This window comes from Amycolatopsis sp. NPDC043887 (assembly GCF_056435665.1).
Genome location: NZ_JBWKEB010000004.1, coordinates 214,084 through 228,891, shown reverse-complemented (window position 1 = coordinate 228,891; position 14,808 = coordinate 214,084). Strand labels below are relative to the sequence as shown.

Here is a 14,808-nt window from a genome sequence, read left to right as displayed (position 1 = left end):
TCACGCACACCAGGACCAGGTAGAACTGGGTCTGCCGCGACACTCGACACCTCGTGACACGACGTTGACCCACGCGCCAGCACGGTCCGATTCCCTTGCTGTACTCTCGCCGTTGTGTGCACGTTCAGTCACCGCCCTACATTGCCTACCAAAGGTAGGTAAGCCTGTGTCTAGTGCCTACATGAAGCCTACATCGGCCGGGCAGGGGCCGGTAAGCCCTGATGCGGAAACCGTTACCGCGTCGGGTGTCGGACGTGAGCTGCGGCGGCTGCGCAAGGCCGCGGGCGAAACGCAGGCGGAGACCGCCCGGATCATCGGCGTCACCAGGGCGAACCTGACCCAGTGGGAGACCGGGAAATACCTGCCGTCGGCGCACAACGCGCGTCAGCTCGACGATCACTTCCGCGCCGCGAACGCGCTGTTCACCCTGGTGGAGACGGCCCGTTCACCCCAGCACCACACTCCGCCCGCCCTCGGTGACGCCGCCGTCGTCGACACCTCGCGGTCACTGCTGGAGGTCTTCCACACCGTCGGCGCCAAACTCGCCGAGCGCCTGATCCGGGACGAGCACGGGAAACCGCTGGGCTGGCGGCACAACCTGCAGAAGAGCACCGGGCCGAAGGCGCTCAGCACCGCGTACGGGATCAACACCATGCTGGTGGTAGGCGATCCCTACATCGACCTACATACGCTTGCCGAAGACCTGTACCGGCTGCAATCCGCCCAGGGCTGGCGGGGCCGCGCGGGCGGCAAGCGGCCGGAGACGACCGCTTCCGTGGTGGATGCGCTCTTCCGCACCAGCACCATGTCCGCCGACGAAGGGCTGGAACAGCTCGAAGGGTCACTCGACCCGTACAGCAGGACCCGCCCCTACCTGTTGTCCGCCGTGTTGCACACGGCGGTCCGGCTCCGGCCGGACGCCCCGCTGACCGACCGGCTGATCGACGCCCTCCTGGCGGCCCGGCTCGACTTCGACGGCTCACAGCTGTGGCCGGAGAAGAACGAGGCCGGGCTCGTCGCCCCGGAGGCTTCGGTGGTGCACACCGCACGATCGGTCGTCGCCTTGCGGGAAGTCCTGCGCAGCCGCGAAGATCGCAATGACGTCCGAGAGGCGGCCGACGAAGCCACACAATGGCTCATCGACCGGTCGCATTCGGACGATGGCGTGGCCGAGGATCTCGAAAGGCCTCGTCCCGACGGAGAAGGAACGACCCGGATCATCATCCGGCACTTCACCGCAGCCTGGGTCGTCCAAGCGCTCGCCACCGCACCCTTCCTGCCACTCCCCCGGCTGAACCGGGCGCTCGGAACCCTTTGGGAGCGCTACGACGCCGATCAGGGACTGTGGGCCTGGGGAAGCGGCGACCTACCCATCTGGCAGACGTTGGACGCCGTCACCGCGCTCCGCGCGGCCGCCTTGGCCGCCGCCGGGCCCCCGCTCAGCCCTCCAGGAACTCCAGGAACTCCATGATCGACACCCCGCCCTCGACCCTCACGGCCGCGCCCGCGTTCCTCCGTAAGATCACCGGCAGCCGCCCCGGCCACGGCGACGCGGACCTTCCCTGGCTGCGCACGGTCGCGCACCGGGTACAGGACTCCCCCGGCACCTTCCTTTCGTGGCTCGAAGAAATCCTCGGCGACGAGGAAGCCGTCCGAGTCGCGGCGAAGCGTTCCTACTGGCATCCGAACGGATTCGCCAAAATGGTGCTCCACGCCTCTGCCGATTTCCGCATCCGGCTCCATGTCTGGCCGGAATCCGCGGAGCCGTCCCGCGGCGAGTCCAATCCGCACAGCCATCGGTGGGAATTCGCTTCGACCATCGTCGCGGGCGAAGGCCTGCACATGGTCGAGTTCCACGAAACGACCGAAGGCGGGAAGCCGTACGCCCGGTACCGCTACGGCGCCGATCCGGCGAATCCGGCCGCGTTGCTCGCGGACGGCGATGCCCGGCTCACCGCGGAGAAGACCCCGCACGTCCGGCTCGGCGACGTCTACTCGTGCGACACCGCCGTCGTGCACACCGTCCGGCCCATCGAAGCGGGATTGACCGCGACCGTGGTGGTCCAGGGACCGCACCGCACCAGCACCACGGTCGTGTACTGCGAGCCCGGCGAGTCCGACGACCAGCCCAACGGCGAACTGACCGAGACCGATTTCCGCGTCCTGGTCGGCGCCGTCGCGAAAGCGGTGGCGTCATGCCGTTGACCTGGCCCGCCCCGCGCCGCGGGATCCTGACCGACCGGGCCATCAAACGCGCGCACCGCACCGGGGAACTCGCGATCACCCCGTTCGAGCCCGGCCTCGTCCGTCCCGCCGCGATCAGCCTGCGGCTCGGACGTCAGGCGTTCGCGCTGGAATCGACCGGGACCGTCGACATCGCCGACCGGAGCACGTATCCGGAGCTCCGGCCGAAGGAACTCGACGCCGAAGGCAGGCTGCGCGTCGAACCCGGCGAAGTCGTTCTCGCCCCGACGCTGGAGAAGATCGGGCTTTCCGAGAAGCTCGCCGGGCTCGTCGACGGCACGAGCGACTACGCGCGGCTCGGCATCAGCGTCGTCCTGTGCGGTCAGGTCAGCCCTGGCTTCGGCAACGAGACCGGCGCCGTGCTGACCCTGGAAATCGTGAACCACCTGCGGCATCCCGTACTCCTGCACCCCGGAACGCGGATCTGCAACCTGATGCTGTTCGCTTCCACCGGAAGCGAACAGCCCTACGGCACGATGCCGAACAACTACTCCAGCGACCACAACGTCGCGCCGTCCCGATTGGCGGATCATGTCGGGCGTAACTGAACTCTCGCCGATCGGCGACGGCGTCCGGCTCGGCGACCTCGGCGAGCACGCGATCCTGGAGCACATCCTGCGGCCGCGCTACGGCGGTGTCCGCGGGTTCGGGGACGACTGCGCGGTCCTCGACGCCACGGAAGGGCTTCGCGGCGAGCTGGTCGCCACCACCGACAGCTGCCCGACGCCGCTGGTCACCATCCTGGGTGAAACGGACCCCTACCACGCCGGATGGCTACTGGCGACGATCAACCTCTCCGATCTGGCCGCGGCCGGGGCCACCCCGCTCGGCCTGGTCGTCAACTACACCCTGCCGAAGACGACCACCGCGGGCGAGTTCCGGCGGCTTCTCGACGGCGTGGACGACTGCACGAAGGTGCACGGCACCAAGGTCGTCGGCGGCGATCTCCGGGACGGCCCGGTCCGGCAGCTCACCGCGACCGCGATCGGCCGGTGCGTCCCCGGCGGGCGGCTCGGGCGCGCGGGCGCCGAAGCCGGCGACCGTCTGCTGCTGGTCGGTTCGCCCGGCTATCTCTGGGCGTACGCGCTGCTGGTCGAAAAGCAGGCACAGCTTCCCGGACCTCTCTTCGCGGACATCCGTGAGCGCGCCTGCCGTCCGATGGCCCAGGTGGCCGCTGGCAGGATCCTCGCCACGGCCGGGCTGGCACGCGCCGCCATGGACGTCTCCGACGGTCTCTTCCCGACCGTGCGAACCCTGTGTGGCGCCAACGGTCTCGGCGCGCGGATCACCACGGACTTCCGGCTGGACGACGCGCCCGCCGACGTCTGCGCGCAGTCGGGACTCGACCGGTTCGAGCTCGCGCAGGCCTGGGGCGACTGGACGCTCGTGGTCGCGGTGCGGGCGCAGGATGTCGCACTCGCCAAGAAGATCCTCGCCGGTGAAGGCGTCGCGGCACAGGAAATCGGCTCCCTCGTGCCCCGCGAGGAAGGCATTTCGCTGGACGACGGCGAACGCTGGGAAGGGATCGCGCAGGAGCGGTTCTCGCCCAGTTCCTGGCACGGCGGCGAGGTGCCGAAGCTGATCACCGAGGTTCTCGGCAGGCGCGCGGGCTGAGCCCCTGCGGGCGCGGAAACGATTGTTCCGCGCCCGCATTCACCAAAGGGCGCCTCAAAAGACATTGACAGTACCGGCGTCGATGCCGTTCCGTGAATACGGAAGATCACCGGGGTTCACGGTCGCCCGAAAACACGGGCGGCGCGGGTGTCACGCAAGGCCACGGTCGCCGCCATGAAGGAACGAATGGACCAGCCATCGGTAAATCCCACCACGCGTATGTCGCCGTGGGTCAGCGGGATGCCGCTTCTCCGCCCTTGGGAACACCCGTTCAGCCCAGAGCGTTCCTGCTAGGATAAAACGTAGGATGTTTGGCCGGTTTTTCGCCATGCGAGCATCATATCCATTGCGCATACGGGGGTACCATGAAGTTGCGTATACTTGGCCGTCTCTCAGTGACCGTGAATGGCGTCGACTACACGCCGACGGCACCCAAGTTACGACACCTTCTCGCATTGTTCATGATTAACTCCAACGAAGTCGTTTCGGTGGACTGCTGCATCGACGAATTGTGGCCGACGGACCCGCCCAAGAGTGCGTTGTCGACGCTGCAGACCTATACGCTGCAGTTGCGCAAGATCCTCCGGTCCATTCCGGCGAGCACCACCTCGCCGGACGCGACACTGGAACTGCGCACCCGGCACCAGGGGTATCAACTGGTGGCACCCCGGGAGAGCCTCGACAAGGAACTCTTCGACAGACTGGTCGAAACGGCGAGGGAAGAACTAGGACGGGACAACGTGCGCCGGGCCGCCACGCTCTTCCACTCCGCGCTGCGATTGTGCGAGGAGCCCGTTCTCGCCGACGTACGCCAGGGCCCCTCGATCGCCGCCTACCGGCTGGAAATCAAGGAGACCAGGTTCAGCGTCCTCGGCGAGCGCATCGACGCCGATCTCAGGCTGGGAAGGCACCGCGCGGTGATCGCCGAACTGCGGCAGCTCATGTGCGCCCATCCGATGGACGAGAACATCCACGCCCAGCTGATGGTGGCACATTATCGTTCCGGCCAGCGCGCGGAATCGGTGATGGTCTTCCATCGGCTCCGCCGCACTCTCGCCGAAGACCTGGGACTGGAACCCAGCCCACAGACGAAAAGGCTGTTCGAGGCCATTCTCAAAACCGACAAACTGCCCACCGGCGAAGTGCCAGACAGCCTGTCCGGCCTGCGGCTCGCCTGATAATCGTCGACCCGATGAGGAGGCAGCGGACTCGCCAACGAGACCGACACCTTCCAGCTGTCCATAAGGGACCTTTCCCGAGGGGGACGGCGCCCGATTAGCCCGATTTGCATGATTTCGCGACGGGTTAGCGAGTGACAAAGAAAGTGAGAGCCCAATGTCACGTAGCTTAAGTTGATCTTGGGCGAGGTTGACAGGTGGGTGAAGGCTCCCCTCGCCGCATCTGATGCGACGAAGGGGGTGCCTTCGGCCCTGGTCGCGGGTCGGGTTGGTCGTGAGTGGCGTTTCGGGTTCTAACCCGAAACGCCACCCACGACCCCCTCGCGCAATTGCCCCTCCGGGCATCAATCGGACATTGAGTCAGCGAAAAGTGTCACCGCCTGTCAGTCGGGGCAACCGAGCGCGTGACCTGCGGCAACCCTCACCGCTTACGATCCAGGCCCCCATCCAAGATCAACTTAAGCTAAGTGACATTGGATTAGAGCCCCCCTTGCCACTCACGACCTCACGCGAACCCGCACATAGGCATGAAGCAAACATCCAGCCGGCCGAAATGGTCCTTTGTGGACACTCGGAGCACGGTAGGAATCCGCCGGCCGGTCAGAACCACGCCACAAGGCCTCCTCCCCACCTTGAAGGGGCCTTCGGCTCACCTGACCGCGGATCCCGGTAGTGGTAATCGTCAGCCTAGTACTGGCATTACCAGCTTACCGAGGTTGTCGGCCGCGACGGTTCCGCCATAATGGGTAGGTGCAGGCAAGGAAGGAACTCAGCGATTTCCTGCGGTCCCGGCGCGATCGGCTGCGGCCGGAGGACGTGGGACTGACGTCCGTCGGCCGTCGGCGCACCCCGGGCCTGCGCCGTACCGAAATCGCCCACCTCGCCGGGATCAGCGTCGATTACTACGTGCGGATGGAGCAAGGCCGTGACGGGCGCCCGTCGCCCACGGTCCTGGAGGCGCTGTCGCGGGTGCTGGGTCTCGACGAAGACGAACGCGGTCACCTGTACACCCTCGCCCGCTCGGAACCGGCGCCACGGCGCGAGAACTCCGACGAGGAGGTCCGGCCGAGCGTGCGCAGGCTGCTCGAGCTGCTCAACCCGAGCACACCCGCGTTCGTCGTGGGGCGGCGTATGGAAGTCCTCGCCTGGAACGATCTCGCGGTCGCACTGCTCACCGATTTCGAGGCCTGCCGTCCCCCGTTGCGCAATATGGTGTGGCACGGTTTCTGCGATCCCGCGGCCCGGCAGTTGTACGTGGACTGGGAACAGATGGCCCGGCAGGAGCTGGCGCACCTGCGGGTGGCGGTCGGCCGCTACCCGGACGATCCCGGCATCGTCGCGCTGGTCGGGGAACTGTTCCTGAAGAGCGAGGATTTCCGGCAGTGGTGGGAGAACCACGACGTCCAGGACCGGAGCCACGGCCTGCGGGAGTTCGATCACCCGTTGGTGGGCAGGCTCGAATTGCACTATGAATCCCTCGCCGTCCCCGGCGTACTCGACCAGAAACTCGTGACCTACACCGCGGACAAGGGCAGCCCCTCCCAGGCCGCTCTCGACACGCTCGCAGCGGCGGCTGCCGAGACGAAGCGTGCGCACGGGGAGCGCGATCCCGCGCCGAGCGGCTGACTTCCGTCGATTTTCGCCCGATTCTTCAGCGTGCGCTGCCAGCCTGGCTGCAGGGAGACTCCCGCACCGCTCGAATGCCGGATGCGGAGCCCGTAGCCAAAGGCAGGTACTTCGGACACGACACGCTAGGCGGGCAGATGTCAGTCACTCTTCTCACCGGGAAATCACTACGCATGGCGCGCCTTTCCCGGCGCGCCGACAACAGATACCTCTTCGTGCCGCTCGACCACTCGATATCCGATGGGCCCATCGGCACCGCGGCGGCTTTCAATCGCTTGATTGAAGACATCTCGGACGGCGGCGGCGACGCGATCGTCGTGCACAAGGGCCGCGCGCGAATGGTCGATCCGGCCTCGCTGGGCGATTGTTCCCTCGTGGTACACCTTTCCGCCAGCACCACGCACGCCAGCGACCGCGACGCCAAAGTGCTCGTCGGTGGCGTCGACGAAGCGGTGCGGCTGGGCGCGGACGCGGTCAGCGTGCACGTCAACATCGGATCCGAGACCGAAGCAGCGCAACTGGCGGATCTGGGCGCCGTCGCTTCGGCCTGCACGAACTGGGGCATGCCGTTGCTGGCCATGATCTACCCCCGTGGCCCGCGGATCGGCGATCCGGGCGATCCGGAACTGCTCGCGCACGTGGTCGGCATCGCGGCCGACCTCGGCGCGGACATCGTCAAAACGGTGCTCGCCTCCCCCGCCGAGCGGATGGCCCAGGTAGTGCTGAGCTCACCGATCCCGGTCGTGGTCGCGGGCGGTGCCGCCGCCGAAGGAGGCCTCGCCGAGTTCGCCACCTCGGCGCTGGCGGCGGGTTGCCGGGGCGTGGCCGTGGGCAGGCGGGTCTTCGAAAGCCCCGACCCGCGCCACGCCGTGCGTGAACTGGCCGCGGCGATCCACGGCCCTCAGATGACCGACTCCCTGCGCAAGGAACTGGTTGGTGCCCCGTGAAATTCGCCTGGATCGATCTCCGTACCGTGCCCGACGCCCAGCGAGAGGCGGTCGTCGACGCGGCCGTGCACGCGAGGGTGGACGCCTTGGTGCACGACGACGTGCGCCTCCTCGACACCCTTCCCGCGACAGTCAAACGCGTTCTGGTCCGGCCGGACCAGAACGGCGCAGGCGAGGGTTTGGTGCACCTCCGCGCCGTGGGCGGGGAAGCCGACCTGAACGCCCTCAAAAGCGCCTGGTACGACGAAAAGACCGACATCGCCGGACTGGTGCACGTGCGTGACGACGCGACGCTGACACTCGCCTGCGAATCCGCGCGCTCACTGCCCTACACGGTGGTGGAATTCCGCGACCCGACGAAGATCCCGCTCGAAATCGTCATCGCGGCCGCGGACGGCTCGCCAGGGCGGCTGATCTGCCAGGCCGCCGATCTCGAAGAGGCGCAGATCATCGTGGACGTCCTCGAAAAGGGCTCCGAAGGTGTGTTGCTGGCGCCTCGCGACGCCAACGACGTCTTCGGCCTGATGGAGATCTTGCGGGACAAGACACCACAGCTGAGCCTGACCAAGCTGACCGTCGAGTCGATCGAGCACTGCGGGCTCGGCGACCGGGTCTGCATCGACACCTGCACCCATTTCGGCGAGGACGAGGGCATGCTGGTCGGCTCGTACTCTCAGGGTTTCATCCTGTGCTGCAGCGAAACCCATCCGTTGCCCTACATGCCGACGCGGCCGTTCCGGATCAACGCCGGGGCGTTGCACTCCTACGTGTTCGGGCTGGACAACCGGACGAACTACCTGAGCGAGCTCAAGGCCGGAAGCACGGTACTCGGTGTCGGCGCCGACGGCCGGACCCGCCGCATCGTGGTCGGGCGGATCAAACTCGAGTCCCGGCCGCTGCTGAGCATCAAGGCCGTTTCCGAAGAGGGCGTCGTCGTCAACCTGATCGTCCAGGACGACTGGCACGTGCGGGTCCTCGGTCCCGGTGGCACGGTGCTCAACGTCACCGAGCTCACGCCGGGCACGCAGGTACTGGGCCACCTGGCCACCGACCAGCGCCACGTCGGCTGGCCCGTCGGCGAATTCTGTCTGGAAAAGTGACCTCCGCCGGTCCCGCCCGGACGGCGAACCGGGCGGGACCGGCCTTCGGACGGTGGTGGGCATGAAAACGCGATCCTGGTGGGGAGAGGACCTTCTCGGCCGCGGTGCCGACGACGAACTCTGGGCGTACGGGGAACATGCCGTCACCCGCGGCCGCCTCCGCGCGGAGGTGGCCTGGCTCGCGGGCGTGTACCGCCATCACGGCATCGGGGCGGGTACCACGGTCGCCCTGCACGGGACCCCCAGTTTCACCCAGTTGTGGTCCGTGTTCGCGTTGTGGGAGCTGGGTGCGCAAGTCGCCCTGATCGAGCAGAAGACCTGCCTCGCCGAGATGACCTGTCTGCTCGGCCGGTGGCGTCCGCGGTATTTCGTCACCTTCGGCGGCAGCGGGCGCAGGAGCCGCCCGTTCACCGATGAATGCGAAGTGCTGGTGAGGCGGCTGCCCGACGGCGAACCCGCCTCGACCGGCCACTGTCTGCTCCAGCTCTCCTCGGGTACCACCGGAACGGGGAAGCTCATCGGCCGGACGCCGGAGTCGATCCTCGCCGAGCTCGGGCGGATCGCGGCGGTGGAAGGCGTTCCCGGACCGGGGGAACGGGTGCTGCTGCTGAACTCCCTCGCGCATTCCTTCGGCATGGTCGGTGGTGTCCTGCACGGGCTCGACACCGGGGCTTCCCTGCTGTTCCCCGCCCGCTCGTCGGCGGTGCGGACAGCGGACGTCGTCCTCGGTGAACCGCGGGACTTCGCGCGGCTCAGCGAAGAAACCGTCGCCCCTTTCACCTCGCTGCGCGCGGCGGTCTCCAGCGGAGACGTCCTGCATCACGATGTCTTCGACCGTTTCCTGGACCGGCACGGTGTGCGCATCGGCCAGGCCTACGGCACCACCGAGACCGGCGTGATCGCGATGGACGTCGCGGGCCGGTTCGCGGTCTCCGGTGTCGGGAAACCGGTCCCCGGGATCCGGGCCCGCGTCGCGGACGGCGTGCTGGACGTGCATCTGGCCCGTTCGCCGTACGTCATCGAGGCCGATCCCTGGTTCGGTGGCTGGCTCTCCACCGGTGACCGGGTCCGGCGGGACCCGGTCACCGGCTCGCTGCAGCTCCTCGGCCGGACCGAACGCGCCGGCGGGGACCACCGGGATCTGGACCTGCTCGAGATCGAACGGGTACTGGCGGCGCACCGCGAGGTCACCGACGTGATCGTTCTCGGTTCCGACGTCATAGAGGCCCACGTGGCCGGAACGACGGCGCTGGACCCGGATCACCTCGGGTCGTGGTGTCGCCGGCTTCTGGGAGCGGAGAAGACACCATCGCGTTACCACGTCCTTCCCGCGCTCCCCCGCACCACCAACGGAAAGTATCTGCGGGACCGGAACGCGCTCCGGACCGCCGGACGGTCTCGGTGACTATCCGGCGGAGATGAGGTCCGCGGCGAGACCGGCCGGTGTCGCCGCGGGCCCTTCCAGCACCGGATCGGCGAGCAGGATGGCCGTCTGGAGTTCGCTCAGCGCGCGGGAGCCTCTCTCGGCGGTGGCCAGGAATCGTTGATACACCGCCAAGGCGTCGGCCTGCCTGCCGCTGCGGTAGAGCGCCGTCATCAGATACGCGGTGAGCTGTTCCTCCGCCGGATGCCGGTGTACCAGTGCGGCGAGCTTGCCGAGCACCTGGCGATGACGGCCCAGCCGGAGCGCCAGGTCGACGCAGATCACGACGGCCTCCATGCGCTTCGATCGCAACCCGACCAGCGTCCGCTGGGTCCCTGGCCCGGTCTTGACGTCGACGAGTGCCTCGGTGCGCCACAGATCCAGTGCCTCGGTGATCACCCTGGCCGCTTCGCCGAGTTTCCCGTCCGCGCGCCGGATCCGCGCGAGCGCCACGAGCTTGTCGAACCGGTCGAGATCGAGTTCCATCGGCTCGGTGGTGAACAGATAGCCCGCGTCGGGACCGGCTCCGGTGGTACGCAGACGTCCCGCCGCGGGGCCGAGAGCCTTGCGCAGCTGCAGGATGTGCGTGTGCACGGTCGACACCGAACAGGTCTTCGATGCCCCGTCCCCGAGCTCTCTGGCGCACTGGGCGACGCTCACCTCGTGGTTGGCGTTCAGCAACAGCAGCGCCAGCAGCGTCCGCTGCTTCGGCGCCGAAGGCACGATCGGCCTTCCGTCGTGAACCACCTCGAGCGGGCCCAGCAAAGCGATCCTCACGGTGACTCGACTCCCTTCGATCTCTGTACTGGCGGTGATCCGGCGGTCCACGCCGCTCATCCGGTGACCGGGGTGCTCACCTCCGGCGCCCGATCGTCGGTGCGGCGGCCGAACAAGGCGGCGGTGAAGAGCGCGCCCACGACCACGGTGCAACTGATGACCAGGTAGACCGCGTGATATGTGGACAGGCGTTCGGACTGCTCCCCCGACCCGGAGAGCGCCGAGGCGAACGCCACCAGTGCGGCGATGCCGACGCTCGAGCCGATCTGCTGCGCGGTGATGTTGAACGCGCCGGCGACGCCGTGCCGCGCACCGGGGACGCCGGTGAGCGACGCCGCGGTGAGCGCGGTGTAGGCCAGTCCCTGCCCGATGGCCATCACCGCGACTCCCGGCAGGATATGTGTCAGGTAGTCGCCGTCCAGCGGAGTGCGGAGCCAGAGAGCGACGCCCGCGGCGAGCAGGAGAAGCCCGACGACGAGGACCCGCCGCTGACCGAACCGCGACAGCAGGCGGCCCGCGACGTTCGACGACACGGCCACGAGCAGGCTCATCGGGAGCACCGCCAGCCCCGACTGCAGGGGGGTGTAGCCGAGCATGCCCTGCATGTAGAGCGGCGCGAAGAACAGGACCCCGTTGAGCGCGAAGAAGAACAGGCCACCGGCGAGGGTCGCCGCCCGGACCGGCCGGGAACGCAGGATGCCGACCGAGAACAATGGCTCCGGCGCCCGGCGCTCCCAGAGCACGAAACCGACGATGAGAAGGATCGCCAGCAGTGCCGACACGACCGTGCCAGTGTCCGCGACGCCGACTTCGCCCGCCCTGGTCACCGCGAAGATGCCCGCCAGCAAGCCGGCGGTGACCATCGCCGCGCCAGGCAGGTCGACCGGACGCCGGTCTCCGGTCGAACTGGGCAGCAACGGCCGGATGCCGAGCAGGACCAGCGCGCTCATCACCGCGCTGAACGCGAACACCGCGTGCCAGCCGAACGCGCTGGTGAGCACTCCGCCGAGCACCAGGCCCACGCCGAAGCTCGCCGCGCCCACGGCGGTGTAGACGCCCAGTGCGCGGTTGCGCAGGCGGCCCGGTGGAAAGACCTGGAACAGCAACGCCATCGCCGCGGGTACGGACAAGGCCGCGCCCATCCCCTGCGCCGCCCTGGCCGCGATCAGCACCTCCGCCGTGGGCACGACGACCGGAGCGAGCGCGCCCACCGCGAAGACACCGATACCCGCCGCCAGCACCAGCCGTCTGCTGAAGACGTCGGCCAGCCTGCCGCCGAACAGCAGACAGCCCGCGAACGTGATCCCGTAGCCGGTCATCGTCCACTGGAGCAGGGCTTCGTCCATCCGCAGATCCCGCCCGATGTCGGGCAGCGCCGGGTTGACCACCGCCACGCTGCCGACGTCGAGCGCCACCGCCGCCGCGAGCAGGATCAGGGTCCACCACAGGCGTGGCGTGAAACCGGCGCCCAGTTCCTCGACGCGCGGCACTTGCTTGGTCACTAGAACGCTCCTCGAATGGTGACTGACGCGACAGCCCGGACCGATGCCGATCGATTCGGGGATTCGGCCAGCCTCGCAGGCCACGCGCCCCGCAGATAGTGCTCTGTCTTTCCTAGTAATCGGCGGGCTAGTCAACGAAATACCAGGAATCGCCGACGGGGCTATAGCGGACCTTGCTCGATTTTTCATCGGGCGTCGTGAGCATGGGTCACGTACCAGTCCGGCCAAGGAGGGAGATACCGGTGTCCGGCCAAGAACCTCACCCGCCTTTTCCCCGGCGAACCGGAAGTGGGCGGTGAACCGGGCGATCCACGGGCTCAGGGACTGTTTGGGCCAGTTCGCCACCGGCGTCACCGTGGTGACCGTTCGCCACGAAGGCGCCGTCCACGGTGCGACGGTCAACGCTTTCGCCTCGATTTCCCTCGAACCACCGCTCGTGATGGTCTCGCTGGACCGCCGCAGCAGATTGTGCGGGCGACTGGCGGGAGCTTCATTCGAAATCAACATTCTTTCGTCGTGGCAACAAGGAATCGCCCGGCATTTCGCGGGTAACGGCACGGATCCGGCAGCCGAGATCCGCTGGGACACGCTTCCGCATTCCCTCCGCCTCGCCGGCTGCGCCGCGTATCTGACCTGCGCGCCGTGGGCCTCCTACGACGGTGGCGATCACGTGCTCTACCTCGGCGAAGTACGGAACTTCGAGATCCGCGGCGGACCCCCGCTCATCTTCCACCGCGGTGACTTCCACGAACTGCGCCAGACCGCCACGCTCGCCCCCACCACCGACGGGACAGGAATTCTTCGATGACACTGCAGCAGGAAACCGCCGGTACGGCGAACGGCAGCCGCCCGGTCCCCCGGCCGATGAACGGGAAGGAATACCTGGAAAGCCTGCGCGACGACCGGGAAATCTACCTCTACGGCGATCGCGTCGCCGACGTCACGAAGCATCCGGCGTTCCGCAATTCCGCCCTGATGACCGCGCGGCTCTACGACGCGTTGCACGATCCGGCCAAACAGGACGTGCTGACCACGGCGACCGACACGGGAAGCGGCGGGTACACGCACAGCTTCTTCCGCACCCCGCGGAGCCAGCAGGATCTCCTCGACGATCGCGAAGCCATCGCCGAATGGGCGAGGCTCACCTACGGCTGGATGGGGCGGAGTCCCGACTACAAGGCGAGTTTCCTCGGCACCCTCGGCGCCAACGCCGACTTCTATTCTCCGTTCCAGGACAACGCCCGCCGCTGGTACCGGGAGTCCCAGGAGAAGGTGCTGTTCTGGGACCACGCGATCGTGCATCCGCCGGTGGACCGGCATCTGCCGTCCGAAGCGGTGAAGGACGTCTTCGTCCACGTGGAGAAGGAGACCGACAGCGGCCTGATCGTCAGCGGCGCGAAGGTCGTCGCGACGGGATCCGCGATCACCAACCTGAACTTCATCTCGCATTACGGCATGCCCATCAAGGAACGCGAATTCGCGCTGATCGCGACCCTGCCGATGACGGCGCCGGGGCTCAAACTCATCTGCCGCCCGTCCTACGCGGCCACCGCCGCGGTGATGGGCAGTCCCTACGACCATCCCTTGTCCAGCCGGTTCGACGAAAACGACACGATCTTCGTGATGGACAAGGTGCTCATCCCGTGGGAGAACGTGTTCATCTACGGCGACGCCGGCAAGGTTAACGAATTCGTCGCCGAATCCGGTTCACTGGAGCGGCTGACCTTCCAGAGTTGCATCCGGCTGGCGGTGAAGATCGATTTCATCGCCGGTCTCCTGCTCAAGGCGATCGAGATGACCGGGACCAAGGATTTCCGCGGCGTGCAGGCCCGGGCGGGCGAGGTCCTCGCCTGGCGGAACCTGTTCTGGGCCCTCAGCGAGGCGATGGCCCGGAATCCTCGGGAGTGGCGGGACGGGTCACTGCTGCCACGGAAGGACTACGGGCTCGCGTACCGCTGGTTCATGACCCTCGGCTACCCGCGGATCAAGGAGATCATCGAGCAGGACGTCGCCAGCGGCCTCATCTACGTGAACTCGAGCGCGGACGACTTCAAGAACCCCGCGATCCGCCCCTATCTCGACAAGTACGTCCGCGGTTCGAACGGGCACGACGCGGTCAGCCGGGTGAAGCTGATGAAACTGCTGTGGGACGCGATCGGCACGGAGTTCGGCAGCAGGCACGAACTGTACGAGCGCAACTCCTCGGGGAACCACGAGTCGATCCGGACCGAGATCCTCGCGGCGCAGACCGAAAGCGGACAGGTCGACGGCTACAAGGGCTTCGCCGAGCAGTGCCTGCGTGAATACGACCTCGACGGCTGGACGGTGCCGGACCTCGACTCCTTCGACGAGCTGAAACACGTCATGCGCGGCCTGGGCCGTAGGTCTTGAGCCGGG

The 14,808-nt window shown here is 67.5% G+C and carries 13 protein-coding genes; 11 read left to right on the top strand and 2 right to left on the bottom strand.

What is annotated here, in order from left to right:
- The first annotated feature begins 181 nt into the window (after positions 1-181).
- The 9 genes from AC069H_RS12880 (at position 182) to AC069H_RS12840 (ending at position 10,114) form a co-directional block, all read left to right on the top strand.
- Positions 182-1,471, top strand: a complete 1,290-nt coding sequence (locus AC069H_RS12880) for a helix-turn-helix transcriptional regulator (RefSeq protein WP_478232365.1) — start codon at positions 182-184, stop codon at positions 1,469-1,471.
- On the top strand, positions 1,468-2,205 hold the full coding sequence (locus tag AC069H_RS12875) for a hypothetical protein (RefSeq protein WP_478229045.1): 738 nt from the start codon (positions 1,468-1,470) through the stop codon (positions 2,203-2,205). Before AC069H_RS12880 ends, AC069H_RS12875 begins: the two co-directional genes overlap by 4 nt.
- Positions 2,196-2,792 (top strand): dCTP deaminase, encoded by a 597-nt coding sequence (gene dcd, locus AC069H_RS12870; RefSeq protein WP_340682993.1) that lies wholly within the window; start codon positions 2,196-2,198, stop codon positions 2,790-2,792. Before AC069H_RS12875 ends, dcd begins: the two co-directional genes overlap by 10 nt.
- Positions 2,776-3,858: a thiamine-phosphate kinase gene (locus AC069H_RS12865; RefSeq protein WP_478229044.1), complete on the top strand. Its 1,083-nt coding sequence runs from the start codon at positions 2,776-2,778 to the stop codon at positions 3,856-3,858. Before dcd ends, AC069H_RS12865 begins: the two co-directional genes overlap by 17 nt.
- Before the next feature lie 365 nt (positions 3,859-4,223).
- Positions 4,224-5,036 carry an AfsR/SARP family transcriptional regulator gene (locus tag AC069H_RS12860; protein WP_478232567.1) on the top strand — a complete coding sequence of 271 codons (813 nt, stop codon included), beginning with the start codon at positions 4,224-4,226 and terminating at the stop codon, positions 5,034-5,036.
- Between the two features lie 750 nt (positions 5,037-5,786).
- Positions 5,787-6,662 carry a helix-turn-helix transcriptional regulator gene (locus AC069H_RS12855; RefSeq protein WP_340682996.1) on the top strand — a complete coding sequence of 292 codons (876 nt, stop codon included), beginning with the start codon at positions 5,787-5,789 and terminating at the stop codon, positions 6,660-6,662.
- A gap of 137 nt (positions 6,663-6,799) precedes the next feature.
- The gene (locus AC069H_RS12850) at positions 6,800-7,609 is read left to right on the top strand and encodes a 2-amino-3,7-dideoxy-D-threo-hept-6-ulosonate synthase (protein WP_478232364.1); all 810 of its coding nucleotides are present in this window, start codon (positions 6,800-6,802) and stop codon (positions 7,607-7,609) included.
- Complete coding sequence (locus AC069H_RS12845) at positions 7,606-8,709, top strand: 3-dehydroquinate synthase II family protein (protein ID WP_478232363.1); 1,104 nt, start codon at positions 7,606-7,608, stop codon at positions 8,707-8,709. Before AC069H_RS12850 ends, AC069H_RS12845 begins: the two co-directional genes overlap by 4 nt.
- Positions 8,710-8,770: 61 nt before the next feature.
- Complete coding sequence (locus AC069H_RS12840; protein WP_478232362.1) at positions 8,771-10,114, top strand: class I adenylate-forming enzyme family protein; 1,344 nt, start codon at positions 8,771-8,773, stop codon at positions 10,112-10,114.
- On the opposite strand, the gene AC069H_RS12835 is transcribed toward AC069H_RS12840, so the two are convergent.
- Together AC069H_RS12835 and AC069H_RS12830 are read right to left on the bottom strand one after the other, a co-directional pair.
- Positions 10,115-10,909 carry an AfsR/SARP family transcriptional regulator gene (locus tag AC069H_RS12835; RefSeq protein ID WP_478232361.1) on the bottom strand — a complete coding sequence of 265 codons (795 nt, stop codon included), beginning with the start codon at positions 10,907-10,909 and terminating at the stop codon, positions 10,115-10,117.
- A 56-nt stretch (positions 10,910-10,965) separates the two neighbouring features.
- Positions 10,966-12,411, bottom strand: coding sequence for an MFS transporter (locus AC069H_RS12830; RefSeq protein WP_478232360.1), 1,446 nt, complete (start codon positions 12,409-12,411; stop codon positions 10,966-10,968).
- Between the two features lie 295 nt (positions 12,412-12,706).
- Between AC069H_RS12830 and AC069H_RS12825 the strand changes: the two genes are divergently transcribed.
- Together AC069H_RS12825 and AC069H_RS12820 are read left to right on the top strand one after the other, a co-directional pair.
- Complete coding sequence (locus AC069H_RS12825) at positions 12,707-13,219, top strand: flavin reductase family protein (protein WP_478232359.1); 513 nt, start codon at positions 12,707-12,709, stop codon at positions 13,217-13,219.
- The gene (locus AC069H_RS12820) at positions 13,216-14,802 is read left to right on the top strand and encodes a 4-hydroxyphenylacetate 3-hydroxylase family protein (protein WP_478229036.1); all 1,587 of its coding nucleotides are present in this window, start codon (positions 13,216-13,218) and stop codon (positions 14,800-14,802) included. The genes AC069H_RS12825 and AC069H_RS12820 overlap by 4 nt, the downstream gene beginning before the upstream one ends.
- Positions 14,803-14,808 lie beyond the last annotated feature (6 nt).